The 21,358-nt window shown below is 61.7% G+C and carries 17 protein-coding genes; 5 read left to right on the plus strand and 12 right to left on the minus strand.

Features of this window, described 5'->3' with window-relative positions; all coding sequences use genetic code 11:
* The 7 genes from PG883_RS16025 to tig form a co-directional block, all read right to left on the minus strand.
* Window positions 1–227 (minus strand): hypothetical protein (locus tag PG883_RS16025; RefSeq protein ID WP_270807388.1); only part of this gene is annotated, 227 nt, incomplete at its 3' end.
* A gap of 38 nt (window positions 228–265) precedes the next feature.
* Window positions 266–2,179, minus strand: a complete 1,914-nt coding sequence (ppiD, locus tag PG883_RS16030) for a peptidylprolyl isomerase (RefSeq protein WP_161957680.1) — start codon at window positions 2,177–2,179, stop codon at window positions 266–268.
* Window positions 2,180–2,328: 149 nt separating this feature from the next.
* Window positions 2,329–2,601 carry a nucleoid-associated protein HU-beta gene (gene hupB / locus PG883_RS16035; RefSeq protein ID WP_005315375.1) on the minus strand — a complete coding sequence of 91 codons (273 nt, stop codon included), beginning with the start codon at window positions 2,599–2,601 and terminating at the stop codon, window positions 2,329–2,331.
* A gap of 240 nt (window positions 2,602–2,841) precedes the next feature.
* The gene (gene lon, locus PG883_RS16040) at window positions 2,842–5,196 is read right to left on the minus strand and encodes an endopeptidase La (protein ID WP_010674574.1); all 2,355 of its coding nucleotides are present in this window, start codon (window positions 5,194–5,196) and stop codon (window positions 2,842–2,844) included.
* A gap of 139 nt (window positions 5,197–5,335) precedes the next feature.
* A complete protein-coding gene (clpX, locus tag PG883_RS16045; RefSeq protein WP_010674573.1) occupies window positions 5,336–6,610 on the minus strand; it encodes an ATP-dependent protease ATP-binding subunit ClpX in 1,275 nt (424 codons plus the stop codon).
* Between the two features lie 70 nt (window positions 6,611–6,680).
* Window positions 6,681–7,304 carry an ATP-dependent Clp endopeptidase proteolytic subunit ClpP gene (clpP, locus tag PG883_RS16050; RefSeq protein WP_005324106.1) on the minus strand — a complete coding sequence of 208 codons (624 nt, stop codon included), beginning with the start codon at window positions 7,302–7,304 and terminating at the stop codon, window positions 6,681–6,683.
* Window positions 7,305–7,390: 86 nt separating this feature from the next.
* Window positions 7,391–8,701, minus strand: coding sequence for a trigger factor (gene tig / locus PG883_RS16055; RefSeq protein ID WP_010674572.1), 1,311 nt, complete (start codon window positions 8,699–8,701; stop codon window positions 7,391–7,393).
* 430 nt (window positions 8,702–9,131) lie between these two features.
* On the opposite strand from tig, the gene PG883_RS16060 reads away from it, so the two are divergent.
* A complete protein-coding gene (locus tag PG883_RS16060) occupies window positions 9,132–9,566 on the plus strand; it encodes a YccF domain-containing protein (RefSeq protein ID WP_042016081.1) in 435 nt (144 codons plus the stop codon).
* Window positions 9,567–9,650: 84 nt separating this feature from the next.
* Window positions 9,651–10,241 carry a 5'-deoxynucleotidase gene (gene yfbR / locus PG883_RS16065; protein WP_010674569.1) on the plus strand — a complete coding sequence of 197 codons (591 nt, stop codon included), beginning with the start codon at window positions 9,651–9,653 and terminating at the stop codon, window positions 10,239–10,241.
* A 130-nt stretch (window positions 10,242–10,371) separates the two neighbouring features.
* Here the strand turns inward: yfbR and lolE are convergent, their stop codons facing one another.
* From lolE to PG883_RS16080, 3 genes are read right to left on the minus strand one after another with little or no spacing between them, the layout of a single operon-like run.
* Window positions 10,372–11,613, minus strand: coding sequence for a lipoprotein-releasing ABC transporter permease subunit LolE (gene lolE, locus PG883_RS16070; RefSeq protein WP_010674568.1), 1,242 nt, complete (start codon window positions 11,611–11,613; stop codon window positions 10,372–10,374).
* Window positions 11,613–12,311 (minus strand): lipoprotein-releasing ABC transporter ATP-binding protein LolD, encoded by a 699-nt coding sequence (gene lolD / locus PG883_RS16075; RefSeq protein WP_010674567.1) that lies wholly within the window; start codon window positions 12,309–12,311, stop codon window positions 11,613–11,615. The genes lolE and lolD overlap by 1 nt, the downstream gene beginning before the upstream one ends.
* 40 nt (window positions 12,312–12,351) lie before the next feature.
* Window positions 12,352–13,587 carry a lipoprotein-releasing ABC transporter permease subunit gene (locus tag PG883_RS16080; protein WP_010674566.1) on the minus strand — a complete coding sequence of 412 codons (1,236 nt, stop codon included), beginning with the start codon at window positions 13,585–13,587 and terminating at the stop codon, window positions 12,352–12,354.
* 76 nt (window positions 13,588–13,663) lie between these two features.
* Between PG883_RS16080 and PG883_RS16085 the strand changes: the two genes are divergently transcribed.
* Window positions 13,664–14,239 (plus strand): PilZ domain-containing protein, encoded by a 576-nt coding sequence (locus PG883_RS16085; RefSeq protein ID WP_042863798.1) that lies wholly within the window; start codon window positions 13,664–13,666, stop codon window positions 14,237–14,239.
* Between the two features lie 42 nt (window positions 14,240–14,281).
* Complete coding sequence (mfd, locus tag PG883_RS16090; RefSeq protein ID WP_270807389.1) at window positions 14,282–17,746, plus strand: transcription-repair coupling factor; 3,465 nt, start codon at window positions 14,282–14,284, stop codon at window positions 17,744–17,746.
* 551 nt (window positions 17,747–18,297) lie between these two features.
* Here mfd and fbp read toward each other — a convergent pair.
* Window positions 18,298–19,332: a class 1 fructose-bisphosphatase gene (fbp, locus tag PG883_RS16095; RefSeq protein ID WP_029314452.1), complete on the minus strand. Its 1,035-nt coding sequence runs from the start codon at window positions 19,330–19,332 to the stop codon at window positions 18,298–18,300.
* Entirely contained in the window at window positions 19,320–19,562 is a 243-nt protein-coding gene (locus PG883_RS16100) for a hypothetical protein (RefSeq protein WP_124244103.1), read from the minus strand. Before PG883_RS16100 ends, fbp begins: the two co-directional genes overlap by 13 nt.
* Before the next feature lie 143 nt (window positions 19,563–19,705).
* Here PG883_RS16100 and PG883_RS16105 point away from each other — a divergent pair, with 143 nt between their 5' ends.
* On the plus strand, window positions 19,706–21,322 hold the full coding sequence (locus tag PG883_RS16105; RefSeq protein WP_270807390.1) for a peptide ABC transporter substrate-binding protein: 1,617 nt from the start codon (window positions 19,706–19,708) through the stop codon (window positions 21,320–21,322).
* Window positions 21,323–21,358: the final 36 nt, after the last annotated feature.

Consider the following 21,358-nt stretch of genomic DNA (forward strand, 5'->3'; position numbering starts at 1 on the left):
CACGGCGACAGCAGGGTGATGGTGGTGGTGTGTTTGGAGACAGCCAGTTTACCAGCACCCTGTCTGTCAACTTCCACTTTCCCAGGATCCCGCGAAGAACCTTTTTTTATGCCTGCTGGCAACGCCGAGCGGGATGCAAACCAGGACGATGCACGACTTAGCTCATCCCTGCCAGAGCAGGTAGCCGCCCCCCCTTGTACCGCGTACAGATAAAAAAACGGCTCCATTATGGAGCCGTTTTCACACTTGGGGCCGTGAGGCTGACCTACTCGACAGTGGCTTCCACGTCGGTGAAGTATTCGATCTTGGCCGCCTTGCGCAGCTCGTCGATCAGCGACTTGTAGTCGGCCTGTGCCTTGCCCTGACCCAGCTGACCTTGCAGCAGGCTCACCATCTGGGACGGCTCCTTGATGACGTTGACCTTGTCCAGCGCCACCACCACACGATCACCGTTGGCTTCGGTCACCAGCTCGACGCTCGGCTTGCCATCGGTCGGATGGGGCATGCGGAACACCTGGGTCACCAGGTTCTGGTCCATCTCCTGGGCGAAACGGGATACGCCGGTATGGGTATCCACTTTCAGACCCAGCGCGGTCAGGTCGGCCTGAACGTTCTCACCGGCCTTGAGCTTGTCCAGCAGACCCTGGGCCTTGCCACGGGCCACTTCACTGGCCTTGTCGTGCTTGATGGCGGTGATCACCTGCTCTTTCACCTCGGCAAGCGGCTTGGCCGCCTTCGGCTGGTGACCCATGATGTGCAGCACCAGCGCCTTGCCGTCGGCCAGCTCGATCACGTCGGAGTTGGTGTTGTCATCACGCAGCTGTTCGGAGAACGCCACGGAGAGCACCTTGGGATCATTGAGCGGTGCCGGCGCATCGGCCTGGCTGAAATAGCCGGTGGACTGCACCTGGAGGCCCATGGCTTCGGCGGTCAAGTCCAGGGAGTCCGGGTTCTCGAAGCTGCTGTCGGCCATCTTCTGCTGTTCGGCGAAGAACTGCTCCTTGGCCTTCTCAGACTGCAGACGGGCGATGGTATCGCTCATCACGTCCACGAAGGGCTTGGTCTTGGCAGGCTCGACGGCCAGCAGCTTGATGATGTGGAAGCCGAATGGGCTCTTCACCACGGCGGAGAGATCGCCAGCCTTGGCCAGCGCGAACGCGGCTTTCTCGAAGGCAGGATCCATCACCCCTTTCTCGAACCAGTCGAGCTCCCCGCCCTTCTTCGCGGAGAAGGTATCGGAGGAGTCGGCCTTGGCCAGCGCGGCGAAATCGTCACCCGCCTTGGCCTTGGCCAGCACGGCCTCGGCTTTCTGCTCGGCGGCCTTTTCATCCTTGCCAAACGGGATCAGGATGTGCGCCACCTGACGGCGCTCGGGACGCTGGAACAGATCCTGATGCTGGTCGTAGTAATCCTGGGCATCCTGCTCGGTGACCTTGATGTTCTTGCCAAGGTTCGCGGCATCGAGCAGCAGATAGTCGACCTTGACCGTCTCGTCGTTCATGAAGCGAGCACTGTTGGCCTTGTAGAACTGCTCCACCTCGGCATCGCTCACCTCGATCCCGTCCACATAGGCGGAAGCGGCCAGACGGATCAGGCGCAGGTCACGGGTCTGGTTGTAGAGACGATCCAGTTGCTCGGCTTCACCCTTGAGGGCGAACTCCGATCCCAGCACGGCGCCCATCAATTGCTGGCGCACCATGTCCTGGCGCAGGGAGTCGCGGAACATCTCGGGGGTCATGCCGGCACGGCGAATGAGCTGCAGGTAGCGGTCATTGCTGAACTTGCCGTTCTCGGCAAACTCGGGCATGGCGACGATGGCCTGCTTGATTTGCTCATCGCTGACGCGCAGACCCAGGGAGCGAGCCTTGTCATCGATCAGCGCCTGATCGATCAGACGGTCCAGCACGCCACGGCGGAACTGTTTCATGTAATCGGGATTGGCGGCCAGCTGGTTGAAGGCCTCACCCATTTGGGATTCCATGCGGGCCCGCTCATTGCGGTAGGCATTCTCCAGTGCGGGGGCACTGATGTCATTGCCGTTGACGGTGGCGGGGGCGGTACGTGCCGGGCCATTGAGGTAGCTGCCTACGCCGGCCAAGGCAAAGGAGAGGATGATCAGGCCCAAGATAACCTTGGCTACCTTGCCCTGCGCCCCTTCGCGTAGTTTATCCAACATCATGTTTGTACTTATGCTCCCGAACTCGATGGGCGTAAATAATGAAAAGGCGCACCGATTGCGATGCGCCTTGGTCAAGCAGTATGAGGGAGAGCCCTCTCACTTGTCTGGTCAGAGACCAAGGACGGTGCCGATAGATATCAGCGACCGGCTTAGTTGACCGCGTCTTTCAGGGCCTTGCCGGCTTTGAAGGCAGGAACTTTACCGGCAGCGATTTCGATGGTCGCACCAGTTTGCGGGTTGCGGCCGGAACGGGCTGCACGCTCGCGAACGGCGAAAGTACCGAAACCAACCAGAGCAACCTGGTCACCCTCTTTCAGGGCTTCGCCCACGGCATCGATGAAGGCATCCAGCGCACGACCAGCGGCAGCTTTGGAGATATCAGCACCGTCTGCAATCTTGTCAATCAGTTGAGATTTATTCACTCTTATATTCCCCTTTTATCGAACATCGCTGCGGCGCTGATTTCCCTGGCCACAACAAGTGGAGGTTTTATAACAAGCCTCCTGATCAGTTGCAAGTGACAATCTGGCGCAAACCCGCGCCACATCACGCATTGCGACTCATCATGAGTACCCGATCGGTGGTCAAGGCTACTTCCGTTGTCCGGTGCATGCAAGCCTTAACCACCCCCCGAATGCGCCAAATTTGCGGCGCATCAACATTTACACGACAGAAACGCGTTCGAAACCTTGCGGATTGTCCTGCAACGCCAGTGCAAGCACCTCATCAATCCAGCGAACCGGATAGATTTCAAGATCTTGTTTGACGTTGGCCGGGATCTCCTCGAGGTCACGTTCGTTCTCTTTCGGGATCAGCACACGCTTGATGCCACCACGGTGGGCCGCCAGCAGTTTCTCCTTGAGACCACCGATGGGCAACACCTCGCCACGCAGGGTGATTTCACCCGTCATGGCCACGTCGGCACGCACCGGGTTGCCGGTGAGGCTGGAGACCAGGGCGGTACACATGGCGATACCGGCGCTCGGGCCGTCTTTCGGGGTCGCCCCTTCCGGCACGTGCACGTGGATGTCGCGCTTCTCGTAGAAGTCGCCGTTGATACGCAGCTTCTCGGCACGGGCTCGCACCACTGTCATGGCCGCCTGGATGGACTCCTGCATCACGTCACCGAGGGAACCGGTGTAAGTGAGCTTGCCCTTGCCCGGCATGTTGGTGGTCTCGATGGTGAGCAGATCGCCCCCCACTTCGGTCCAAGCCAGCCCGCACACCTGACCAATCTGGTTCTGGTCGGTGGCCTTGCCATAGTCAAAGCGCTGTACCCCCAGGAACTCCTTGAGGTTCTCCTGGTTGACCTGAACATGCTTGATGCTCTTGTCCAGCAGGATGCGTTTGACTGCCTTGCGACAGATTTTGGAGATTTCACGCTCCAGGCTGCGCACACCCGCCTCGCGGGTGTAGTAGCGAATCACCCCGATCAGCGCCGAATCCTCGATGGTGATCTCGGAAGGCTTCAGGCCGTTGCGCTGGATCTGCTTGGCCACCAGGTGCTGCTTGGCAATGTTGAGCTTCTCGTCCTCGGTGTAACCGGACAGACGGATCACTTCCATCCGGTCCAGCAGCGGACCCGGTATGTTCATGGAGTTGGAGGTGGCCACGAACATCACGTCCGACAGGTCATAATCCACTTCCAGATAGTGATCGTTGAAGCTGCTGTTCTGCTCGGGATCCAGCACCTCCAGCAGGGCGGAAGCGGGATCGCCACGCATGTCCGAGCTCATCTTGTCGATTTCGTCGAGCAGGAACAGCGGGTTCTTCACGCCGACTTTCGCCATCTTCTGGATGAGCTTGCCGGGCATGGAGCCGATGTAGGTACGGCGGTGACCACGGATCTCCGCCTCGTCACGCACCCCACCCAGGGCCATGCGCACATACTTGCGGCCGGTGGCCTTGGCGATGGACTGGCCCAGGGAAGTCTTGCCCACCCCGGGAGGCCCGACCAGGCAGAGGATGGGGCCCTTAAGCTTGTTCACACGCGCCTGCACTGCCAGGTATTCGAGGATGCGATCCTTGACCTTGTCCAGGCCATAGTGATCCGCATCCAGCACCTCCTGGGCCTTGCCTAGGTCTTTCTTGACCTTGGAGCGGGCCTTCCAGGGCACCTGCACCATCCAGTCCACATAGCTGCGCACCACGGTGGCTTCCGCCGACATGGGGGACATCATCTTGAGCTTGGCGAGCTCGGCCTGGGCCTTCTCGCGGGCATCCTCCGGCATCCCGGCCTCTTCAATCTTGCGATTGAGGGCTTCGAATTCATCCGGGCTGTCTTCCAGCTCACCCAGCTCTTTCTGGATGGCCTTCATCTGCTCGTTGAGGTAATACTCCCGCTGGCTCTTCTCCATCTGCTTCTTGACCCGAGAGCGGATGCGTTTCTCGACCTGCAACAGGTCGATCTCCGACTCCATCATGGCCATCAGAAACTCGATGCGCTCGGACACGGAGGCGATTTCCAGCACCTTCTGCTTGTCTTCGAGCTTGAGCGGCATGTGGGCAGCCATGGTATCGGCCAGGCGCGCCGCATCGTCAATCGCCGAAATCGAGGTGAGTACCTCGGGCGGGATCTTCTTGTTGAGCTTGATGTAACCTTCGAACTGGCCGATGGCAGAGCGCACCAGCACGTCCTGATCCTTCTCCTCGATGGGGGCGGACGCGATGTACTGGGCCTCCCCGACAAAGAAGTCGCGATCGTCGATCATCCGCTCAAGGCGGGCACGCTGGCCCCCCTCCACCAGCACCTTGACGGTGCCGTCCGGCAGCTTGAGCATCTGCAGAATATTGGCCACTGTCCCGACGGAGAAAATTTCCTCCACCGTCGGTTCGTCAGTCGACGCATCCTTCTGGGCCACCAGCAGGACTTTCTTGTCCTGCTCCATGGCCGCTTCCAGACAGCGAATGGATTTTTCCCGCCCCACAAAGAGTGGAATGACCATGTGGGGATAGACCACCACGTCACGAAGAGGCAGGACGGGAATCTCGATGCGTTCTGAACGCTCTAGGTTCATATATGTCCTCTCGGCTTGTTATACCGTTGGCAAAGGCTTGGCTGAGTATATGGGGGCGCAAAGATGAGATTCAATCGCCTTGGCCGTAAAAAGCATGAAAGGGGCAAAAAGCCCCTTTATGTGATTAAAAATCAGACAGTTACTCTGAGGCTGCGGCCTGAGTCTCGGGATTGTCGTAGATCATCAGGGGCGCGGAGTCTCCCTTGATCACCGTCTCGTCGATCACCACCTTGCTGACCCCTTTCAGGGAGGGCAGGTCATACATGGTGTCGAGCAGTACGGCCTCGACAATGGAACGCAGACCCCGGGCACCGGTTTTGCGCTCCATGGCCTTGCGGGCAATGGCATTGAGCGCGTCGTCACGAAACTCCAGCTCCACCTCTTCCAGGGCGAACAGCGCGGCATACTGCTTGGTCAGCGCGTTTTTCGGCTCTTTCAGGATCTGGATGAGGGCAGCCTCGTCAAGCTCGGTCAGGGTCGCGACCACCGGCAGACGGCCGATGAACTCGGGGATGAGACCGTACTTGATGAGATCTTCCGGCTCCACCTTGGCAAAGTTCTCGCTCAGGGTTGCCTTGGCATTCTTGGATTTCACCTCGGCGCCAAAACCGATGCCGGTGCCCTTGACGGAGCGCTGCTCGATCACCTTGTCCAGCCCCGCGAAAGCACCACCACAGATGAAGAGGATCTTGGAGGTGTCGACCTGCAAAAACTCCTGCTGCGGGTGCTTGCGACCGCCCTGGGGCGGCACGGAGGCGATGGTGCCTTCGATCAGTTTCAGCAGTGCCTGCTGCACCCCTTCCCCGGAGACGTCGCGGGTGATGGAGGGGTTGTCCGACTTGCGGGAGATCTTGTCGATCTCGTCGATGTAGACGATACCGCGCTGGGCCTTCTCCACGTCGTAGTCGCACTTTTGCAGCAACTTCTGGATGATGTTCTCCACGTCCTCGCCCACGTAACCGGCTTCGGTCAGGGTGGTGGCATCGGCCATGGTGAAGGGCACATCCAGCAGACGAGCCAGGGTCTCGGCCAGCAGAGTCTTGCCGCTGCCGGTGGGGCCAATCAGCAGGATGTTGGATTTGCCCAGCTCCACGCCACCGGACTCGCTGCCGCTGCGAAGACGCTTGTAGTGGTTGTAGACAGCCACTGCCAGCACCTTCTTGGCGTACTCCTGACCGATCACGTAGTCGTCCAGATGGGCGCGGATTTCATGAGGGGTCGGCAGCTCGCTACCATCGCGCTTGGGAGAGATCTCGCGGATCTCTTCGCGGATGATGTCGTTGCACAGCTCGACACACTCATCACATACGTAGACGGAAGGGCCAGCGATCAGCTTGCGCACTTCATGCTGGCTTTTGCCGCAGAAAGAGCAATACAGCAGCTTGTCGCCCTCACCCTTGCGTTTCTCTGTCATTCAGCGACCTCGTTTTATCAATAGAGGATGGATCGTCCTGTTGAGTTTACAACAGGACGGGGTACCCTGCTCAGCCGCGCTGGCTCAGGATGCCGTCAACCAGACCATAGGCAACGGCCTGTTCGGCGGACATGAAGTTGTCTCGGTCGGTGTCGCGCTCGATGGTGGCCATGTCCTGACCGGTATGGAACGCCAGACGATCGTTCAGGGTATTCTTGATTTTCAGGATCTCCTGGGCATGGATCTGGATGTCAGAAGCCTGGCCCTGGAAGCCGCCCAGCGGCTGGTGGATCATCACTCGGGCATTGGGCAGGCAGAAACGCTTGCCTTTGGCGCCACCGGCCAGCAGGAAGGCCCCCATGGAGCAGGCCTGCCCCATGCAGACGGTGCTCACGTCCGGCTTGATGAACTGCATGGTGTCATAAATGGACATACCCGCAGTGACGGCGCCACCCGGCGAGTTGATGTAGATGCTGATGTCCTGATCCGGGTTCTCGGACTCCAGGAACAGCAGTTGGGCCACCACCAGGTTCGCCATGTGATCCTCGACCTGACCGGTCAGGAAGATCACCCGCTCTTTCAGCAGACGGGAATAGATGTCGTAGGAACGCTCCCCTTTCGCGGTTTGCTCTACCACCATCGGGATGAGCGCATTGCGTGGGGATTCAGTCACATCGTTATAGTTCTTGTACATAAGGCATTGTCCCTAAAATAAAATGGCCCGAGTGGAGATCACACGAGCCATTATACTTAACAGTTTTGACCTTAAGTCAAATATTCTTAGGCAGCGGCACCGGACTTGTTGATCACTTCGTCGAAGGCAACTTCTTTCTCGGTGACTTGCGCCTTGGACAGGATCAGATCGATGGCTTGATCTTCAATGGCCAGGTTGCGCACGCCGTTCAGCATCTGCTCGTTCTGCTGATAGTACTCGATCACTTCTTTCGGATCTTCGTAGGCAGTGGCCATGGACTCGATGATGCTGGTCACACGGGCGTCGTCAGCCTTGATCTCGTTGGTGCGGATGACGTCACCCAGCAGCAGACCAACGCGGACACGGCGCTCGGCCTGGGCCTGGAACAGCTCGGCCGGCAGCTCGGGGGCGTTGCCGCCCTGGAAGCCACCGAAGCGCTGCAGAGCCTGCTGACGCAGGGTGTCGATTTCCTGGGCAACAGCAGCCTTCGGCAGATCGATCTGGTTGGCTTCAACCAGGCCGTTCAGTACCTGCTCTTTCACGCTGTTTTTCAGGGCCTGGGCCAGTTCGCGCTCCATGTTCTTGCGCACTTCAGCCTTCAGCTCTTCAACGCTGCCGCTCTCGATGCCGAAACGCTTGACGAACTCTTCGGTCAGCTCGGGCAGCACTTGCTCTTCAACCTTGTGCAGCTTGGAGGCAAACTTGGCAGCCTTGCCCTTCAGGGCTTCGGCGTGGTAGTCAGCCGGGAAAGTCACCTCGATGGTGAACTCGTCGCCCGCTTTCTTGCCCAGGATGGCGTCTTCGAAGCCCGGGATCATACGGCCAGCGCCCAGTTCCAGGGTGAAGCCTTCAGCCTTGCCACCGTCGAACTCTTCACCGTCGATGGAACCGACGAAGTCCATGGTCACACGCATGCCGTTGGCGGCAGCCACAGCGGCTTCAGTCCAGGTGGCGTGCTGCTTGCGCAGGGTGTCGATCATGTTTTCCAGGTCGCTATCCTTAACGGTGGCAACCGGCTTCTCGACCTTGATGCTCTCCAGACCGGCAACTTCGAACTCCGGATACACTTCGAAAGTGGCGGTGAACTCGAAATCCTGACCTTCTTTGATCTCTTTCGGATCCATGGTCGGGGCGCCAGCCGGGCTCAGTTTGTTCTCGATGATGGCCTTGATGAAGTTGTTCTGCATCATTTCATCGGCAACGCGGGCGTGAGCCATGGCACCGAACATCTTCTTGATGATGGCAACCGGAGCCTTGCCAGGACGGAAACCGTCGATGCGACGGGTTTTGGCCAGGCCATTCAATTCTTTGCGCACGGCGGCGTCAACGGTAGCGGCCGGTACAGTGATGGTAAGACGGCGTTCCAGACCCTGGGTTGTCTCTACAGAAACTTGCATTCTTTTACCTCGTTCAACTCAGCACTGCGTGCTGACCCTTTATTGCCCCCGGGCAAGCCCGGAGTCTTCCTGTTTATAAAGACAACGACTGTCTTTGTGATGAGAAAATATGACGCGACATTATAGCGGCGTGCAGTGGTCGCGTCGAGCCGCACATCCCCCATCCGGGGCACAGACAGCACAATTTGCGCAAGACTTTCTCCTATATGGGGAAGCCTTGCACCGAGTTCAAGCATTCCATCCGCAATAATTTGCACTGGCTCACTCTTTTTCACGGCGAACGGGCCATTTTGATCGCCATCCGCCGCCAATCAGGCACAAAAATGGCGTGCTGCGACCCAAATTGTCCACCTTCTCGCCTGCGCCATTGCGTCCCCCGGCAGGGCTCGCTATGGTGACAACCAATTTACGTGCTGCTGGAGTCACCCACATGTCCTTTTTCCGCTTCTTGTTCAATCTGCTCTGGTTCGTGCTGGGAGGCGTCTTCATGGGGCTGGCCTGGTGGCTGGCGGGGCTGCTCTGCTTCATCTCCCTCATCGGGATCCCCTGGGGACGCGCCTGCTTCGTCATCGGCACTTTCACCTTCTTCCCGTTTGGCAAGCAGGCGGTGAGCCGCAAGAGCATGACGGGCCAGAGCGACATCGGCACCGGTGCCCTGGGGCTGATTGGCAACATTCTCTGGTTTGTGCTCATCGGGGTCTGGCTGGCCATCGGCCACATCGCCTCGGCGCTGGCCTGTTTCGTCACCATCGTCGGCATCCCGTTCGGCATCCAGCACCTCAAGCTGGCCCTCATCAGCCTTGCCCCCATCGGCCAGATGATAGTGACCAACCACGAGGCCGAATCGGGCCGCTACATCCGCTGACAGCCCATCTCAGACTATCCTTGCGGGTGGAAAAAAGGGCAGACTAGGGTCTGCCCTTTTTCATTGCCCCATTCGAGGTCTTTCATGCTGCCCAGCCATTTTTTTGCCAACCTCGCCCGTATGCGCCTCATCTACCGCTGGCCCCTGATGCGCAACATCCAGCCCGAAAACATCGCCGAGCACAGCTTGCAGGTTGCCATGGTGGCCCACGCCCTCGGCCTTATCAGCAATCGCCTGTTCGGCGCTCAGGTGGATGCAGACCGGGCCGCCGTCATGGCCCTCTACCACGACAGCAGCGAGGTGCTGACCGGGGATCTGCCCACCCCGGTCAAGTACTTCAATCCCGAAATCGCCCGTGAATACAAGAAGATTGAGCTTGCCGCCGAGCAGCGCCTGCTGGGCATGTTGCCGCCTGAGCTGGTCGAGGACTTTCGCCCCCTGCTCGACTCCGGCGCCCAGGACGAGGCCCTCACCAGCCTGGTGAAGGATGCAGACACCCTCTGTGCCTACACCAAGTGTCTGGAGGAGCTGAGCGTCGGCAACCGGGAGTTCGAGCCCGCGCGAAAGCGCCTCGAGCAGATGCTGGACGCCAGGATGAACCCCGCCATGCGCTACTTCATCGATGTCTTCGTGGGGAGTTTTTCACTGCCTCTCGATGAGTTGAATGCCCATTGATGCCATCAACACGGCACCGGGCATCATCTCCTCCTGCGTATTGCCCCGATAACCGCCACGTCGGGGGTTTCCCCACAAAAGAGTGACAATAAAAAGGGCCCCGCAGGGCCCTTTATCACATCCATGGGCATCAATGCCCCAGTTCCCGGGACGGCACCAGGCCGCTCGCCCGCCAGGCAGGATAGAGGGTCGCCACCAGGCTCATCAGGATGGCGGCGCCGGTCACGATGAGCAAGTCCTGCATGTGCAGCTCGGTCGGCAGGAAGTCGATGAAGTAGATGTCGGGATTCAGGAAACGGTGCCCGATAACCCCTTCGATGGCGCTCAGGATCTGGGTCAGCTTGCTGGAGAGCAGACCGCCAAGCAGGGCGCCGAGCAAGGCTCCCGCCACCCCGTTCACCATCCCCTGGATGACGAAGGTAAGCCGGATCTGGCCCGGGCTCGCCCCCATGGTCTTCAAGATGGCAATCTCGCTGCGCTTCTCATTCACCGCCATCACCAGAGTAGAGACGATGTTGAAGCAGGCCACCGCCACCACCATCAGCATCACCACGTACATCACGGTGCGCACCATCTGGATGTCCTGATAGAGATAACCCTGACGGCTCATCCAGCTACTGATATAGACGTAGTGCGGGAATTTCTGGGCCGCCGCCACCGTGATGGACTGGGCCTTGAGCACGTCGTTCACCTTGAGGCTGAACCCCTCCACCGCGCTGCCCATGCCGGTGATGGCCTGGGCGTCCGCCAGGTGCATGAAGCCGAGCAGGCCGTCGAGCTGGCCGCCGATCTCGAGCAGCCCCACCACGGTGAGCGCCTCCCGTTTCGGGTTCTTGATGCCGGCGGCATCACCCGCCTGGGGCAGCAGCAGGGTGACGGTGTCCCCTGTCTTGACCCCCAGCTTGTCGGCGATGATCTTGCCGAGGATGACCCCGTGTTCACCCGCCTGCAGCTCGCGAAGGCCCCGACCCGTCATGAAGTTGCCCGCATCGGAGAGATTGGCTTCCAGCTCCGGCAGCACCGCACGCAGCTGGACCCCCTTGAGGGCGGAGCCGTGCTCCAGCAGGCCGTCCAGGCGAATGACGGGGGCAGCCGCCTCCACCCCAGGCTGAGCCAGCAGGTAGTCCCTGAGCCGCGGCCAGTCAGGCAGTGGCGCCTCCATGCCGATGAGCTCGCCGTGGGGGACCACGGAGAGCACCCGGTTCTTGAGCTCCCGCTCGAACCCGTTCATGGCGGAGAGGCCAAGAATGAGGGCCATCACCCCGAGGGCGATGCCGATGAGGGAGGAGGCCGAAATGAAGGCGATGAAGCCGTTGCGACGGCGGGAGCGGCTGTAACGCAGGCCCAGGAACAGGGGCAGCGGCTTGAACATCAGGCGACCTCCGCCATGATGCCGCTCACCAGGGTGACCCGGCGGTGGAGCTTGGCCGCCAGGCTCAAGTCATGGGTCACCACCACGAACGCGGTGCCAAGCTCGCGATTGAGCTCGCACAAGAGCTCATAGACGGCGGTGGCGCTGGCGTGATCCAGGTTGCCGGTGGGCTCATCCGCCAGCACCAGGCTGGGTTCGTTGACCAGGGCTCGGGCGATGGCCACCCGCTGGCGCTCGCCACCGGAGAGCTCGGACGGTCTGTGGTTGAGACGGTGGGAGAGCCCCACCCGCCCCAGCATCTTGCTCGCCTTCTCGGTGGCGCTGGCCACCGACTCACCGGCGATCAGCAGCGGCATGGCCGCATTTTCCAGTGCGCTGAATTCCGAGAGCAGGTGGTGGAACTGGTAAACGAAACCCAGCTCCTGGTTGCGAAACCTCGCCTGGGTGCGGCTGTCCCAGCCATGGATGTCCTGCCCCTTGAACAGCACGGCGCCGCTGGAGGGGTTGTCCAGCGCCCCCATCAGGTGCAGCAGGGTGGTCTTGCCGGAGCCCGAGCTCCCCACCACCGCCAGCATCTCCCCGGGGGCAACGTCCAGCTCGATCCCCTTGAGTACCTGGGTCTCCAGATTGCCCTCTTTGTAGACATGATTGAGGGCCTGGCAGCGCAGCAGCGGCTCGCAGGAGACGGATTGATTCATAACGGGGGCTCCACTTGCACCAGTAACAACAGAAGATGAATTATTCATAACGCAGCGCCTCCGCCGGTTTGACCCGGGCCGCGCGGGAGGCCGGGTAGAGGGTGGCACTGAAGCTGAGCAGCACGGCGCCCAGCAAAATGGTCATGACCTGGGCCGGCTCGACGATGACCGGTAGACCGCTGCCCCCCGCCGCCATATAGAGGTTGAGCCCAAGGGCATTGAGCAGAGGATTGAGGCCGAAGCAGAGCGCCAGCCCCGCCAGCCCCCCGAACAGGGCGCCGATGACGCCGCTCGACGCCCCCAGCACCATGAAGATCTTGACGATGCCGGATTCGCTCATGCCCATGGTACGCAGGATGGCCACCTCCCCTTCCTTGTCGGTGACCACCATCACCAGGGCGGAGAGGATGTTGAAGGTGGCGACCGCGATGATCAGCACCAGCATCAGCCCCATCATCCGTTTTTCCATGGCCACCGCCTGGAACAGCTCGCCGCGCTCGCGGCGCCAGTCCTGCCACTCCAGCCCGTCCGGCAACGCGGTCTTCACCACCTCGTCGGCGGCGAAGGGATCGTCCAGCCAGAGGCGGATGCCGCCCACCTTGTCTGCGGGCAGGCGCAGCATGCGCTGGGCATCCCCCAGGGCAATCAGGGCCACCTGGCTGTCCACGTCGGCGCCGACCCCGAAGATGCCGGAGACGGTGAAAAGACGCTGGGCCGGCACCCGGCCAAAGGGGGTGAAGCGGGTACCTTCGGTCAGGATGAGACGCACCTGGTCGCCGATGGAGACCTTGAGGCGGCTGGCCACCCCCTGCCCCAGCACGATGTGGTATTCACCGGCCTGCAGGCTGTCAAGGCGCCCACCCAGCATCTGGGCGTGCAGGATGTCATCCTTGGGCCAGCGGGCGGGATCAATCCCCTGCACGCTCACACCGGTGAGCTGACCCGGGCTTTGCAGCATGCCTTCGCTGTCGAGCATGGGGGCCGTGGCCACCACGTGGGGCAGGCGGGCCAGATCGGGCAGACCTTCGGGCTCGGCCTCGATGCGTCCAGCCTGATTGGTCACCACCACATGGGGGATCACTCCGAGGATGCGCCCCTTGAGCTGTCCTTCGAACCCGTTCATCACCGAGATCACCACCATCAGGGCGGCGACCCCGATGGCGATGCCAAAGGTGGAGAACAGGGAGATAAAGGAGACGAAGCGGTTACTGCGTCGCGAGCCTGCATAACGCAGGCCGATGGCCAGCGACAGTGGCTGAAAAAGTCCGGTCTTCAAGGATATCTACGTTGCCAACGAAATAAGATACCGGATAATAAAGGGAAACCGTCTATGACAACAAGGGATAGCCTCCATGCAGGAACAGTTCTTCAGCGTCACCCATGCCACGCCGGTCAATGTGATCCCCATGCCGGCCGACTTTCGTCTGCCGACGCTGGAGGCCCTGGAGGCCGAGTTGCCCGAGCCGTTTCGCATCGCCTCCGCCATCACCTCCATCGATCTGGTGAGCAGCCGGTTGCTGCGCAGCCAGAACGAGTCCATGCACGATCTGGTGGAGATCATCAATCAGCAGTCCCGCAAGATCGACATGATCATGGGCTATGTGCTGGCGGCCCAGGATCACCCCGAGCACCGCTTCCACACCCTGCGCTTTGGCGCCGGGCAGCTCACCTACCTGCACCCCCACCAGGGGCACGGGGAGGCCCCCGCCCTGCACCAGATCGTGCGGCTCAAGATCTTCCTGCGGGAAGAGGCCTCCGCCGTCTACTGCTACGGCGAGGTCGTGCAGCGGGACGCCGGAGAGCATGGCACCCACGTGGTGCTCGACTACGTGCGCATCCGCGAGGATGACCGGGAGCTGCTGGTGCGCGCCAGCCTGCATGTGCAGTCGAAACAGCTCAAGCTGCGTGCCCAGGAACGTCAGCGCTAACCCAGGTCCATGTCAAAAGAACGCCAACAGTAAAAGACTCCGATGATGCCAATGACCCTCCCCGCCTTGCCCGCCAAAGCGGGCCAGAAGACAACGTTCGGCCAGCTGGTCGGCAGCAGCCTGGCTCTGGTTGCCGCCCGCCTCACCCGGGAAGCCCGAAGACCCGTCCTGCTGGTCACCGCCGATACCCCGAGCGCCCTGCGCCTTGAACAGGAACTGGGGTTCCTGCTGGCGGATCAGGATTGCCCGGTGCTGCTGTTCCCGGACTGGGAGACCCTGCCCTACGACAGCTTCTCTCCCCACCAGGACATCATCTCCCAGCGCCTCGAGACTCTCTACCAGTTGCCGCAGATGCGCCACGGCGTGCTCATCGTGCCCATCTCCACCCTGATGCTGCGCACGGCGCCCCAGGCTTACCTCGACAAATACAGCCTGATGGTCACAAGCGGCCAGCGCCTCAACCTGCAGCAGCTGCGCGGGCGTCTGGCGGAGGCGGGCTACGTGGCGGTGGAACAGGTGCTGGAGCACGGCGAATTCGCCGCCCGCGGCTCCCTGCTGGATCTCTTCCCCATGGGGAGCAGCCGCCCCTATCGCATTGATTTTTTTGACGACGAGGTGGACTCCATCCGCCCGTTCGACCCCGAGACCCAGCGCTCCAGCGAGCCGGTGAAGTCGGTGAGCCTCCTGCCCGCACGGGAATTTCCCACCGACGAGGGGGCCATCGAGCTGTTTCGTGGCCAGTATCGCGAACAGTTCGAGATCTCCCGCGCCGAGGGCTCCGTCTATCAGGAGGTGAGCAAGGGGCGCTGGCCCGCCGGCATTGAATACTACCTGCCGCTCTTCTTCCAGCAGACCGCCAGCCTGTTTGATTACCTGCCCGAAAACACCCTGCTGCTCACCGTGGGGGAGATCTACCCCGCGGCCCAGCGCTTCTGGAACGACATCGGCCAGCGCTATGAAGACAGACGCTGGGACAACACCCGTCCCCTGCTGCCGCCCCAGCAGATCTATCTGCCGGTGGAGCAGCTCTTCGCCGCCCTCGGGGACTATGGCGCCGTGCGTCTGCAGGAGGCGACCGTTGACGGCGGAGCGGGTCAGCACGATCTGCCCCTCGCCCCCCTGCCGGATCTGCAGCTCGACCACAGCAAGGAGCAACCCCTGCTGGCCCTTGACGGCTTCCTGCAAGGCTTTGCCGGGCGCACCCTGTTTGCGGTGGAGTCCGAGGGGCGGCGCGAGGGGCTCGGGGATCTGCTCGCACGGATCAACCTGCAACCCCGGGAGTTTGCTTCCCTCGACGCCTTCCTGGTGAGCGATGCGCGCCACGGGCTGCTGGTCTGTCCCCTGGAGCGGGGCTTCCTGCTGCAAGAGCCCGGCCAGACGCCCCTTGCCCTCATCACCGAAGCCGAGCTGCTCGGCGGCAAGATCCGCAGCAAGCGCCAGCGGGACAAGAACAAGAACCTGAGCTCGGATGCGGTGATCCGAAACCTGGGCGAGCTGACCCAGGGCCAGCCGGTGGTGCACCTGGATCACGGGGTCGGTCGCTACCTGGGGCTCGAGACCATAGACGCAGGCGGCCTGCCCACCGAGTTTCTGACCCTGGAATACGCCGGCGGCGACAAGCTGTTCGTGCCGGTCACCAGTTTGCACCTGATCAGCCGCTACACCGGCTCCGACAACCCGCCCAGCCACAAGCTCGGCGGCGAGGCCTGGGTCAAGGCGCGGCGCAAGGCGGCGGAAAAGGTGCGGGACGTGGCGGCCGAGCTGCTGGATGTCTATGCCATGCGGGCAGCCCGTCACGGCTTTGCCTTCAAACACGACCGGGAGGCCTACCGCCAGTTTGCCGCGAGCTTCCCGTTCGAGGAGACCGAGGATCAGCTCAATGCCATCAACGCCGTGCTCGGCGACATGTGCCAGGCCAAGAGCATGGACCGCCTGGTGTGCGGCGACGTGGGCTTTGGCAAGACCGAAGTGGCGATGCGGGCGGCCTTTGTGGCCGTGCACGGCGGCAAGCAGGTGGCCGTGCTGGTGCCCACCACCCTCCTGGCCCAGCAGCACTACGACAACTTCCGCGACCGCTTCGCCAACTGGCCGGTGCGGGTGGAGGTGCTGAGCCGCTTCCGCTCCGCCAAGGAGCAGAGCGCCGTGATGAAGGAGATGGCCGAGGGCAAGGTGGACATCATCATCGGCACCCACAAGCTGCTCGGCGCCGAGCTCACCTTCAAGGATCTGGGCCTGCTCATCGTCGACGAGGAGCACCGCTTCGGGGTGCGCCAGAAGGAGAAGATCAAGGCGCTGCGCGCCGACGTGGATATCCTCACCCTCACCGCGACCCCCATTCCCCGCACCCTCAACATGGCCATGTCCGGCATGCGGGATCTCTCCATCATCGCCACCCCGCCCGCCAAGCGGCTCGCCATCAAGACCTTCGTGCGCCAGCACGAACCTGCGGTGGTGCGCGAGGCGGTACTGCGGGAATTGAAGCGTGGCGGCCAGGTCTACTACCTGCACAACGACGTGGAGAGCATCGAGAAGTGCGCCGCCGATCTTGCCGAGCTGGTGCCGGAGGCGCGCATCGGCATCGCCCACGGCCAGATGCGCGAGCGGGAGCTCGAGCGGGTGATGTCGGACTTCTACCACCAGCGCTTCAACCTGCTGGTGTGCACCACCATCATCGAAACCGGCATCGACGTGCCGAGCGCCAACACCATCATCATGGACCGGGCGGATCATCTCGGTCTGGCCCAGCTGCACCAGCTGCGGGGCCGGGTCGGTCGCTCCCACCACCAGGCCTATGCCTACCTGCTCACCCCCCATCCCAAGCTGATGACCAAGGATGCGGCCAAGCGGCTGGAGGCCATTGCGTCCCTCGAAGATCTCGGCGCCGGCTTTGCGCTCGCCACCCACGATCTGGAGATCCGGGGCGCGGGCGAGCTGCTCGGCGACGATCAGAGCGGCCAGATCGAATCGGTGGGCTTCACCCTCTATATGGAGATGCTGGAGCAAGCGGTGGAGGCGCTCAAACATGGCAAGGAACCGTCGCTCGAGCAGCTCATGAGCCAGCATACCGAGGTGGAGCTGCGTCTGCCCGCCTTGCTCCCTGACGACTACATCCCGGACGTCAACATGCGCCTCTCCATGTACAAGCGCATCGCCAGTGCCGCCGATGAGCAGGAGCTGCGGGAGCTCAAAGTGGAGCTCATCGATCGCTTCGGCCTCTTGCCGGAGCCGACCAAGACGCTGATGGAGCTGGCCGCCTTCCGCCAGCGCGCCACGGCGCTGGGTATTCGCCGGGTGGAGATGAGCGAGCGCGGCGGCTATCTGGACTTTACCCAGGAAACCCGCGTCAACCCGGCCTATCTGGTCAAGCTGCTCTCCGAGCAGCCGCGCATCTACAAGATGGACGGACCGACCCGGCTGCGCTTCCAGGTGCCGACCCAGGACAGGGCCATGCGCCTCAAACTGGTGGACGGCCTGCTGGCGGATCTCGCCCGCCATGCCACCCCCTGAGGGAAAGCATGACGTCAGCAGGGCGCGACCTGCCGCCTATAACAACGGGAGCCCCAGGGCTCCCGTTTCGTTGCTGGCAAGGGGCGGCATCTCGCCCCCGGCCCGCCTTCTTGCCTCTCGATGCCTCGGTTCGCCCTCCTGGCTACACCATTTTACCGCCTAATCCATCTATTAATGCGATGCATTGAGTCATAACCCATCTGAAAAACAGATGGATGTGGGGATGATTGTGGGAAACACACGGGCTCATCGCGCCTCGATAGCCCCGCAGATGGCCCGTGCCGTATTTATCCCGCCCACGTATCCAGACCAGGCATCCCGGCAAGGGGCCACCAGCCATTGCACCGCGACAACCGAAGCGTCGCGTCAGTCCGTCAGCCCGTCAGCCCGCCAGTCCGTCAGTCCGTCAGCCCGTCAGTCCGTCAGTCCGTCAGTCCGTCAGTCCGTCAGTCCGTCAGTCCGTCAGCATATCAACCTGGCTACACCCGCCTGCACGCCAATAAAAACGGGAGCCTTGACGGCTCCCGTGACGAAGGTACGCTGGCCCGGGCTTAGCCCTGGTTGGCCGGATCCTCGTGAGCGGAGAACTCCCGCATGAAGGCCTCGGCCCGCTCCACCATCCTGGTGGACCCGACGAAGTAGGGGGTGCGCTGGTGCAGGGCGGTAGGCTGGATGTCCATGATGCGGCCAAAGCCATCGGACGCCTTGCCACCGGCCTGCTCCACCAGGAAGGCCATGGGGTTGCACTCATAGAGCAGGCGCAGCTTGCCGTTCGGAGAGTTGGTGCCGGACGGGTAGATGTAGATGCCCCCCTTGAGCAGGTTGCGGTGGAAATCCGACACCAGGGAACCGATGTAGCGGGAGGTATAGGGCCTGTGAGTCGCCTCGTCACGCTCCTGGCAGTATTTCAGGTACTTCTTCACCCCGTCCGGGAACTTGATGTAGTTGCCCTCGTTGATGGAGTAGATCTTGCCCTCCTCCGGAATGCGGATGTTCTCGTGGGAGAGGCAGAAGCAGCCGATGGAGGGGTCATAGGTGAAGCCGTTGACCCCAAAGCCGGTGGTGTAGACCAGCATGGTGGAGGAGCCGTAGACCACGTAGCCCGCCGCGACCTGACGGTGACCCGGCTGCAGGAAGTCTTCCAGGGTGACGCCGGCGCCCGGTTTGCTGACCCGGCGGTAGATGGAGAAGATGGTCCCGACCGAGACGTTGACGTCGATGTTGGAGGAGCCGTCGAGGGGGTCTATCAGCACCACGTACTTGGAGTGACGAGAGAGCTCGGAATCGAAGGAGACGAAGTCCTCCTCCTCCTCAGAGGCCATGCCGCACACCTCGCCACGGGCCTCCAGCGCCGCCTTGAAGCGCTCGTTGGCATAGACGTCCAGCTTCTGCTGCACCTCGCCCTGCACGTTTTCGGCGCCGATGGAGCCGATGATGTCCGCCAGACCCGCCTTGTTGATCTCCCGGTTCACCACCTTGGCGGCCAGGCGGATGGAGCTGAGCAAGGAGGTCAGCTCGCCGGTCGCGGTCGGGTAGTCCGCCTGCTTTTTGACGATGAACTCGCCCATGGTGATCATGTTTCGCATTCTTGTTCCTTTAAGATCGTTTCCGTTGGCCGTTGAAAACGTTTGCAAGTGTCGGCAAAAAAAGTGCCGATCCCCGGCAGCGTTGTTTTGTAACCCAATGTAACGCCTGTTTTTTGTTTTTGCAGCGAATTAAGCCGTTCTTTAAATCGCCAGAAAACCGCGCCACCACGGGCTTTCGGCGTGAAACAAGGGTGCCATCCGGCATCTTTTGGGGGGTTAATTCGTGACAAGAATGCATCCGGGCCGACGCGGCTGCCCGCCTTGCTCCCCCTGGCGCCCGGCAATGTTGCGCCAGAGGCTCCCCTCTTGAGATCTGCCCCCCAATCCCGCACACTGGCTGCGCTTTGGAAGCAAAAAAACATAAGGATATTCAATGAAAAAGTCGCTTATCGCCGGGGCGGTTGCCGCTCTGCTCACCCTCCCCGTCCTCGCCGCCCAGGTGCCTGAAGGCACCCAGCTTCTGCCAGCCACCCAGCAAGTGTTCGTGCGCAACATCGGCACCGAGCCTGCCTCCATCGATCCCCAGATGGTGGAAGAGAGCGCGGGCAGCGACGTCGTCAACGATCTGTTCGAGGGGCTCTATACCCTGGATGGCAACGGCAAGCTGCAGGCGGCGGGCGCCCTTGGCTACGAGCTCGATGCCACGGGCACCGTCTACACCTTCAAGCTCAGACCCGATGCCAAATGGTCCAACGGCGAGCCGGTGACGGCGGCGGACTACGTCTATGGCTGGCAGCGGGCGGCTGACCCCAAGAACGCCTCCAACTACGCCTGGTTCATCGAGCTGACCGGCGTCGCCAATGCCAGCGACGTGGTGCAGGGCAAGCAGAGCCCGGATGCCCTGGGGATCAAGGCGCTCGATGACTACACCCTGCAGATCACCCTGAAAAACCCGGTCCCCTTCTTCCTCAAGACCCTCTCCCACTACACCACCTTCCCGGCGCCCAAGGCCACCATCGAGAAGTTCGGTCATGAGTGGGTCAAACCGGCCAACATCGTCTCCAACGGCGCCTTCGCCCTCAAGGAGTGGACCCCGAACGAGCGCCTCATCGCCGAGCGCAACCCCCACTACTGGGACAACGAGCACACCGTGCTGAACAAGGTGATCTATCTGGAGATCGTCTCCGATACCGCGGCCTACAACCGCTATCGTGCGAGCGAGCTGCACTACACCACCTATCCCCTGGAGCAGTATCAGCAGATCAAGCGCCAGAGCCCGGAGGAGCTGGTGAGCGCCCCCATGCTCGCCACCTACTACTACGTCTTCAACACCCAGCGCAAACCCTTTGACGACGTCAGGGTGCGCAAGGCACTGTCTCTTGCCATCGACCGGGACACCATCACGGAGAAGATCCTGGGACAGGGGCAGCTCTCCGCCTTCAGCCTGACCCCGCCGAGCGTGGACGGCTTCGAGCTCAAACGCCCCGCCAGCGAGCTGATGAGCAAGGAAGAGCGCATCAAGCAGGCCAAGGCGCTGCTTGGCGAGGCGGGTTACGGCCCGGACAAGCCGCTTGAGGTGGACATCCTCTACAACACCAACGAGGGGCACAAGAAGATAGCGCTCGCCATCTCCTCCATGTGGAAGCACAACCTGGGGGTCAAGGCGGAGCTCAACAACATGGAGTGGAAGACCATGGTGTCGGCCCTGAACGAGGGTGACTTCGGGGTGAGCCGCTACTCCTGGAACGGAGACTACAACGATGCCTCCACCTTCCTCGACATCATGACCTCCAGCAGCAGCGCCAACAGCGGCAAGTGGTTCAACAAGGAATACGACGCCCTCCTGGCCAAGGCCCATGACGCCAAGGACCCCGCCGAGCGCAACCGCCTCTATCAGCAGGCCGAGGTGCTGATCGACGAGGAGGCCCCCATCGCCCCTGTCTACTTCTACGTGAAATCACGGCTGCTCAAACCCAACGTCAAGGGCTACCCCTACCAGAACCCGCAAGACCTTGTCTATGCCAAGGATCTCTATCTGACGGCGCAGTGACGCTGGGCACCGAACCAAAAGACCGCCTCGAGGGCG

It is taken from the genome of Aeromonas sp. QDB25, assembly GCF_027707725.1.
GTDB classification, from domain to species: domain Bacteria; phylum Pseudomonadota; class Gammaproteobacteria; order Enterobacterales; family Aeromonadaceae; genus Aeromonas; species Aeromonas caviae.

What these genes read in the sequence shown, in the direction of transcription:
- mfd (WP_270807389.1), top strand. Translation starts at nt 14,282, where the DNA reads ATGATGCCAATGACCCTCCCCGCCTTGCCCGCCAAAGCGGGCCAGAAG.
- ppiD (WP_161957680.1), bottom strand. Translation starts at nt 2,179, where the DNA reads ATGATGTTGGATAAACTACGCGAAGGGGCGCAGGGCAAGGTAGCCAAG.
- lon (WP_010674574.1), bottom strand. Translation starts at nt 5,196, where the DNA reads ATGAACCTAGAGCGTTCAGAACGCATCGAGATTCCCGTCCTGCCTCTT.
- lolE (WP_010674568.1), bottom strand. Translation starts at nt 11,613, where the DNA reads ATGTTCAAGCCGCTGCCCCTGTTCCTGGGCCTGCGTTACAGCCGCTCC.
- PG883_RS16085 (WP_042863798.1), top strand. Translation starts at nt 13,664, where the DNA reads ATGCAGGAACAGTTCTTCAGCGTCACCCATGCCACGCCGGTCAATGTG.
- yfbR (WP_010674569.1), top strand. Translation starts at nt 9,651, where the DNA reads ATGCTGCCCAGCCATTTTTTTGCCAACCTCGCCCGTATGCGCCTCATC.
- PG883_RS16105 (WP_270807390.1), top strand. Translation starts at nt 19,706, where the DNA reads ATGAAAAAGTCGCTTATCGCCGGGGCGGTTGCCGCTCTGCTCACCCTC.
- clpP (WP_005324106.1), bottom strand. Translation starts at nt 7,304, where the DNA reads ATGTACAAGAACTATAACGATGTGACTGAATCCCCACGCAATGCGCTC.
- clpX (WP_010674573.1), bottom strand. Translation starts at nt 6,610, where the DNA reads ATGACAGAGAAACGCAAGGGTGAGGGCGACAAGCTGCTGTATTGCTCT.
- fbp (WP_029314452.1), bottom strand. Translation starts at nt 19,332, where the DNA reads ATGCGAAACATGATCACCATGGGCGAGTTCATCGTCAAAAAGCAGGCG.
- PG883_RS16060 (WP_042016081.1), top strand. Translation starts at nt 9,132, where the DNA reads ATGTCCTTTTTCCGCTTCTTGTTCAATCTGCTCTGGTTCGTGCTGGGA.
- tig (WP_010674572.1), bottom strand. Translation starts at nt 8,701, where the DNA reads ATGCAAGTTTCTGTAGAGACAACCCAGGGTCTGGAACGCCGTCTTACC.
- lolD (WP_010674567.1), bottom strand. Translation starts at nt 12,311, where the DNA reads ATGAATCAATCCGTCTCCTGCGAGCCGCTGCTGCGCTGCCAGGCCCTC.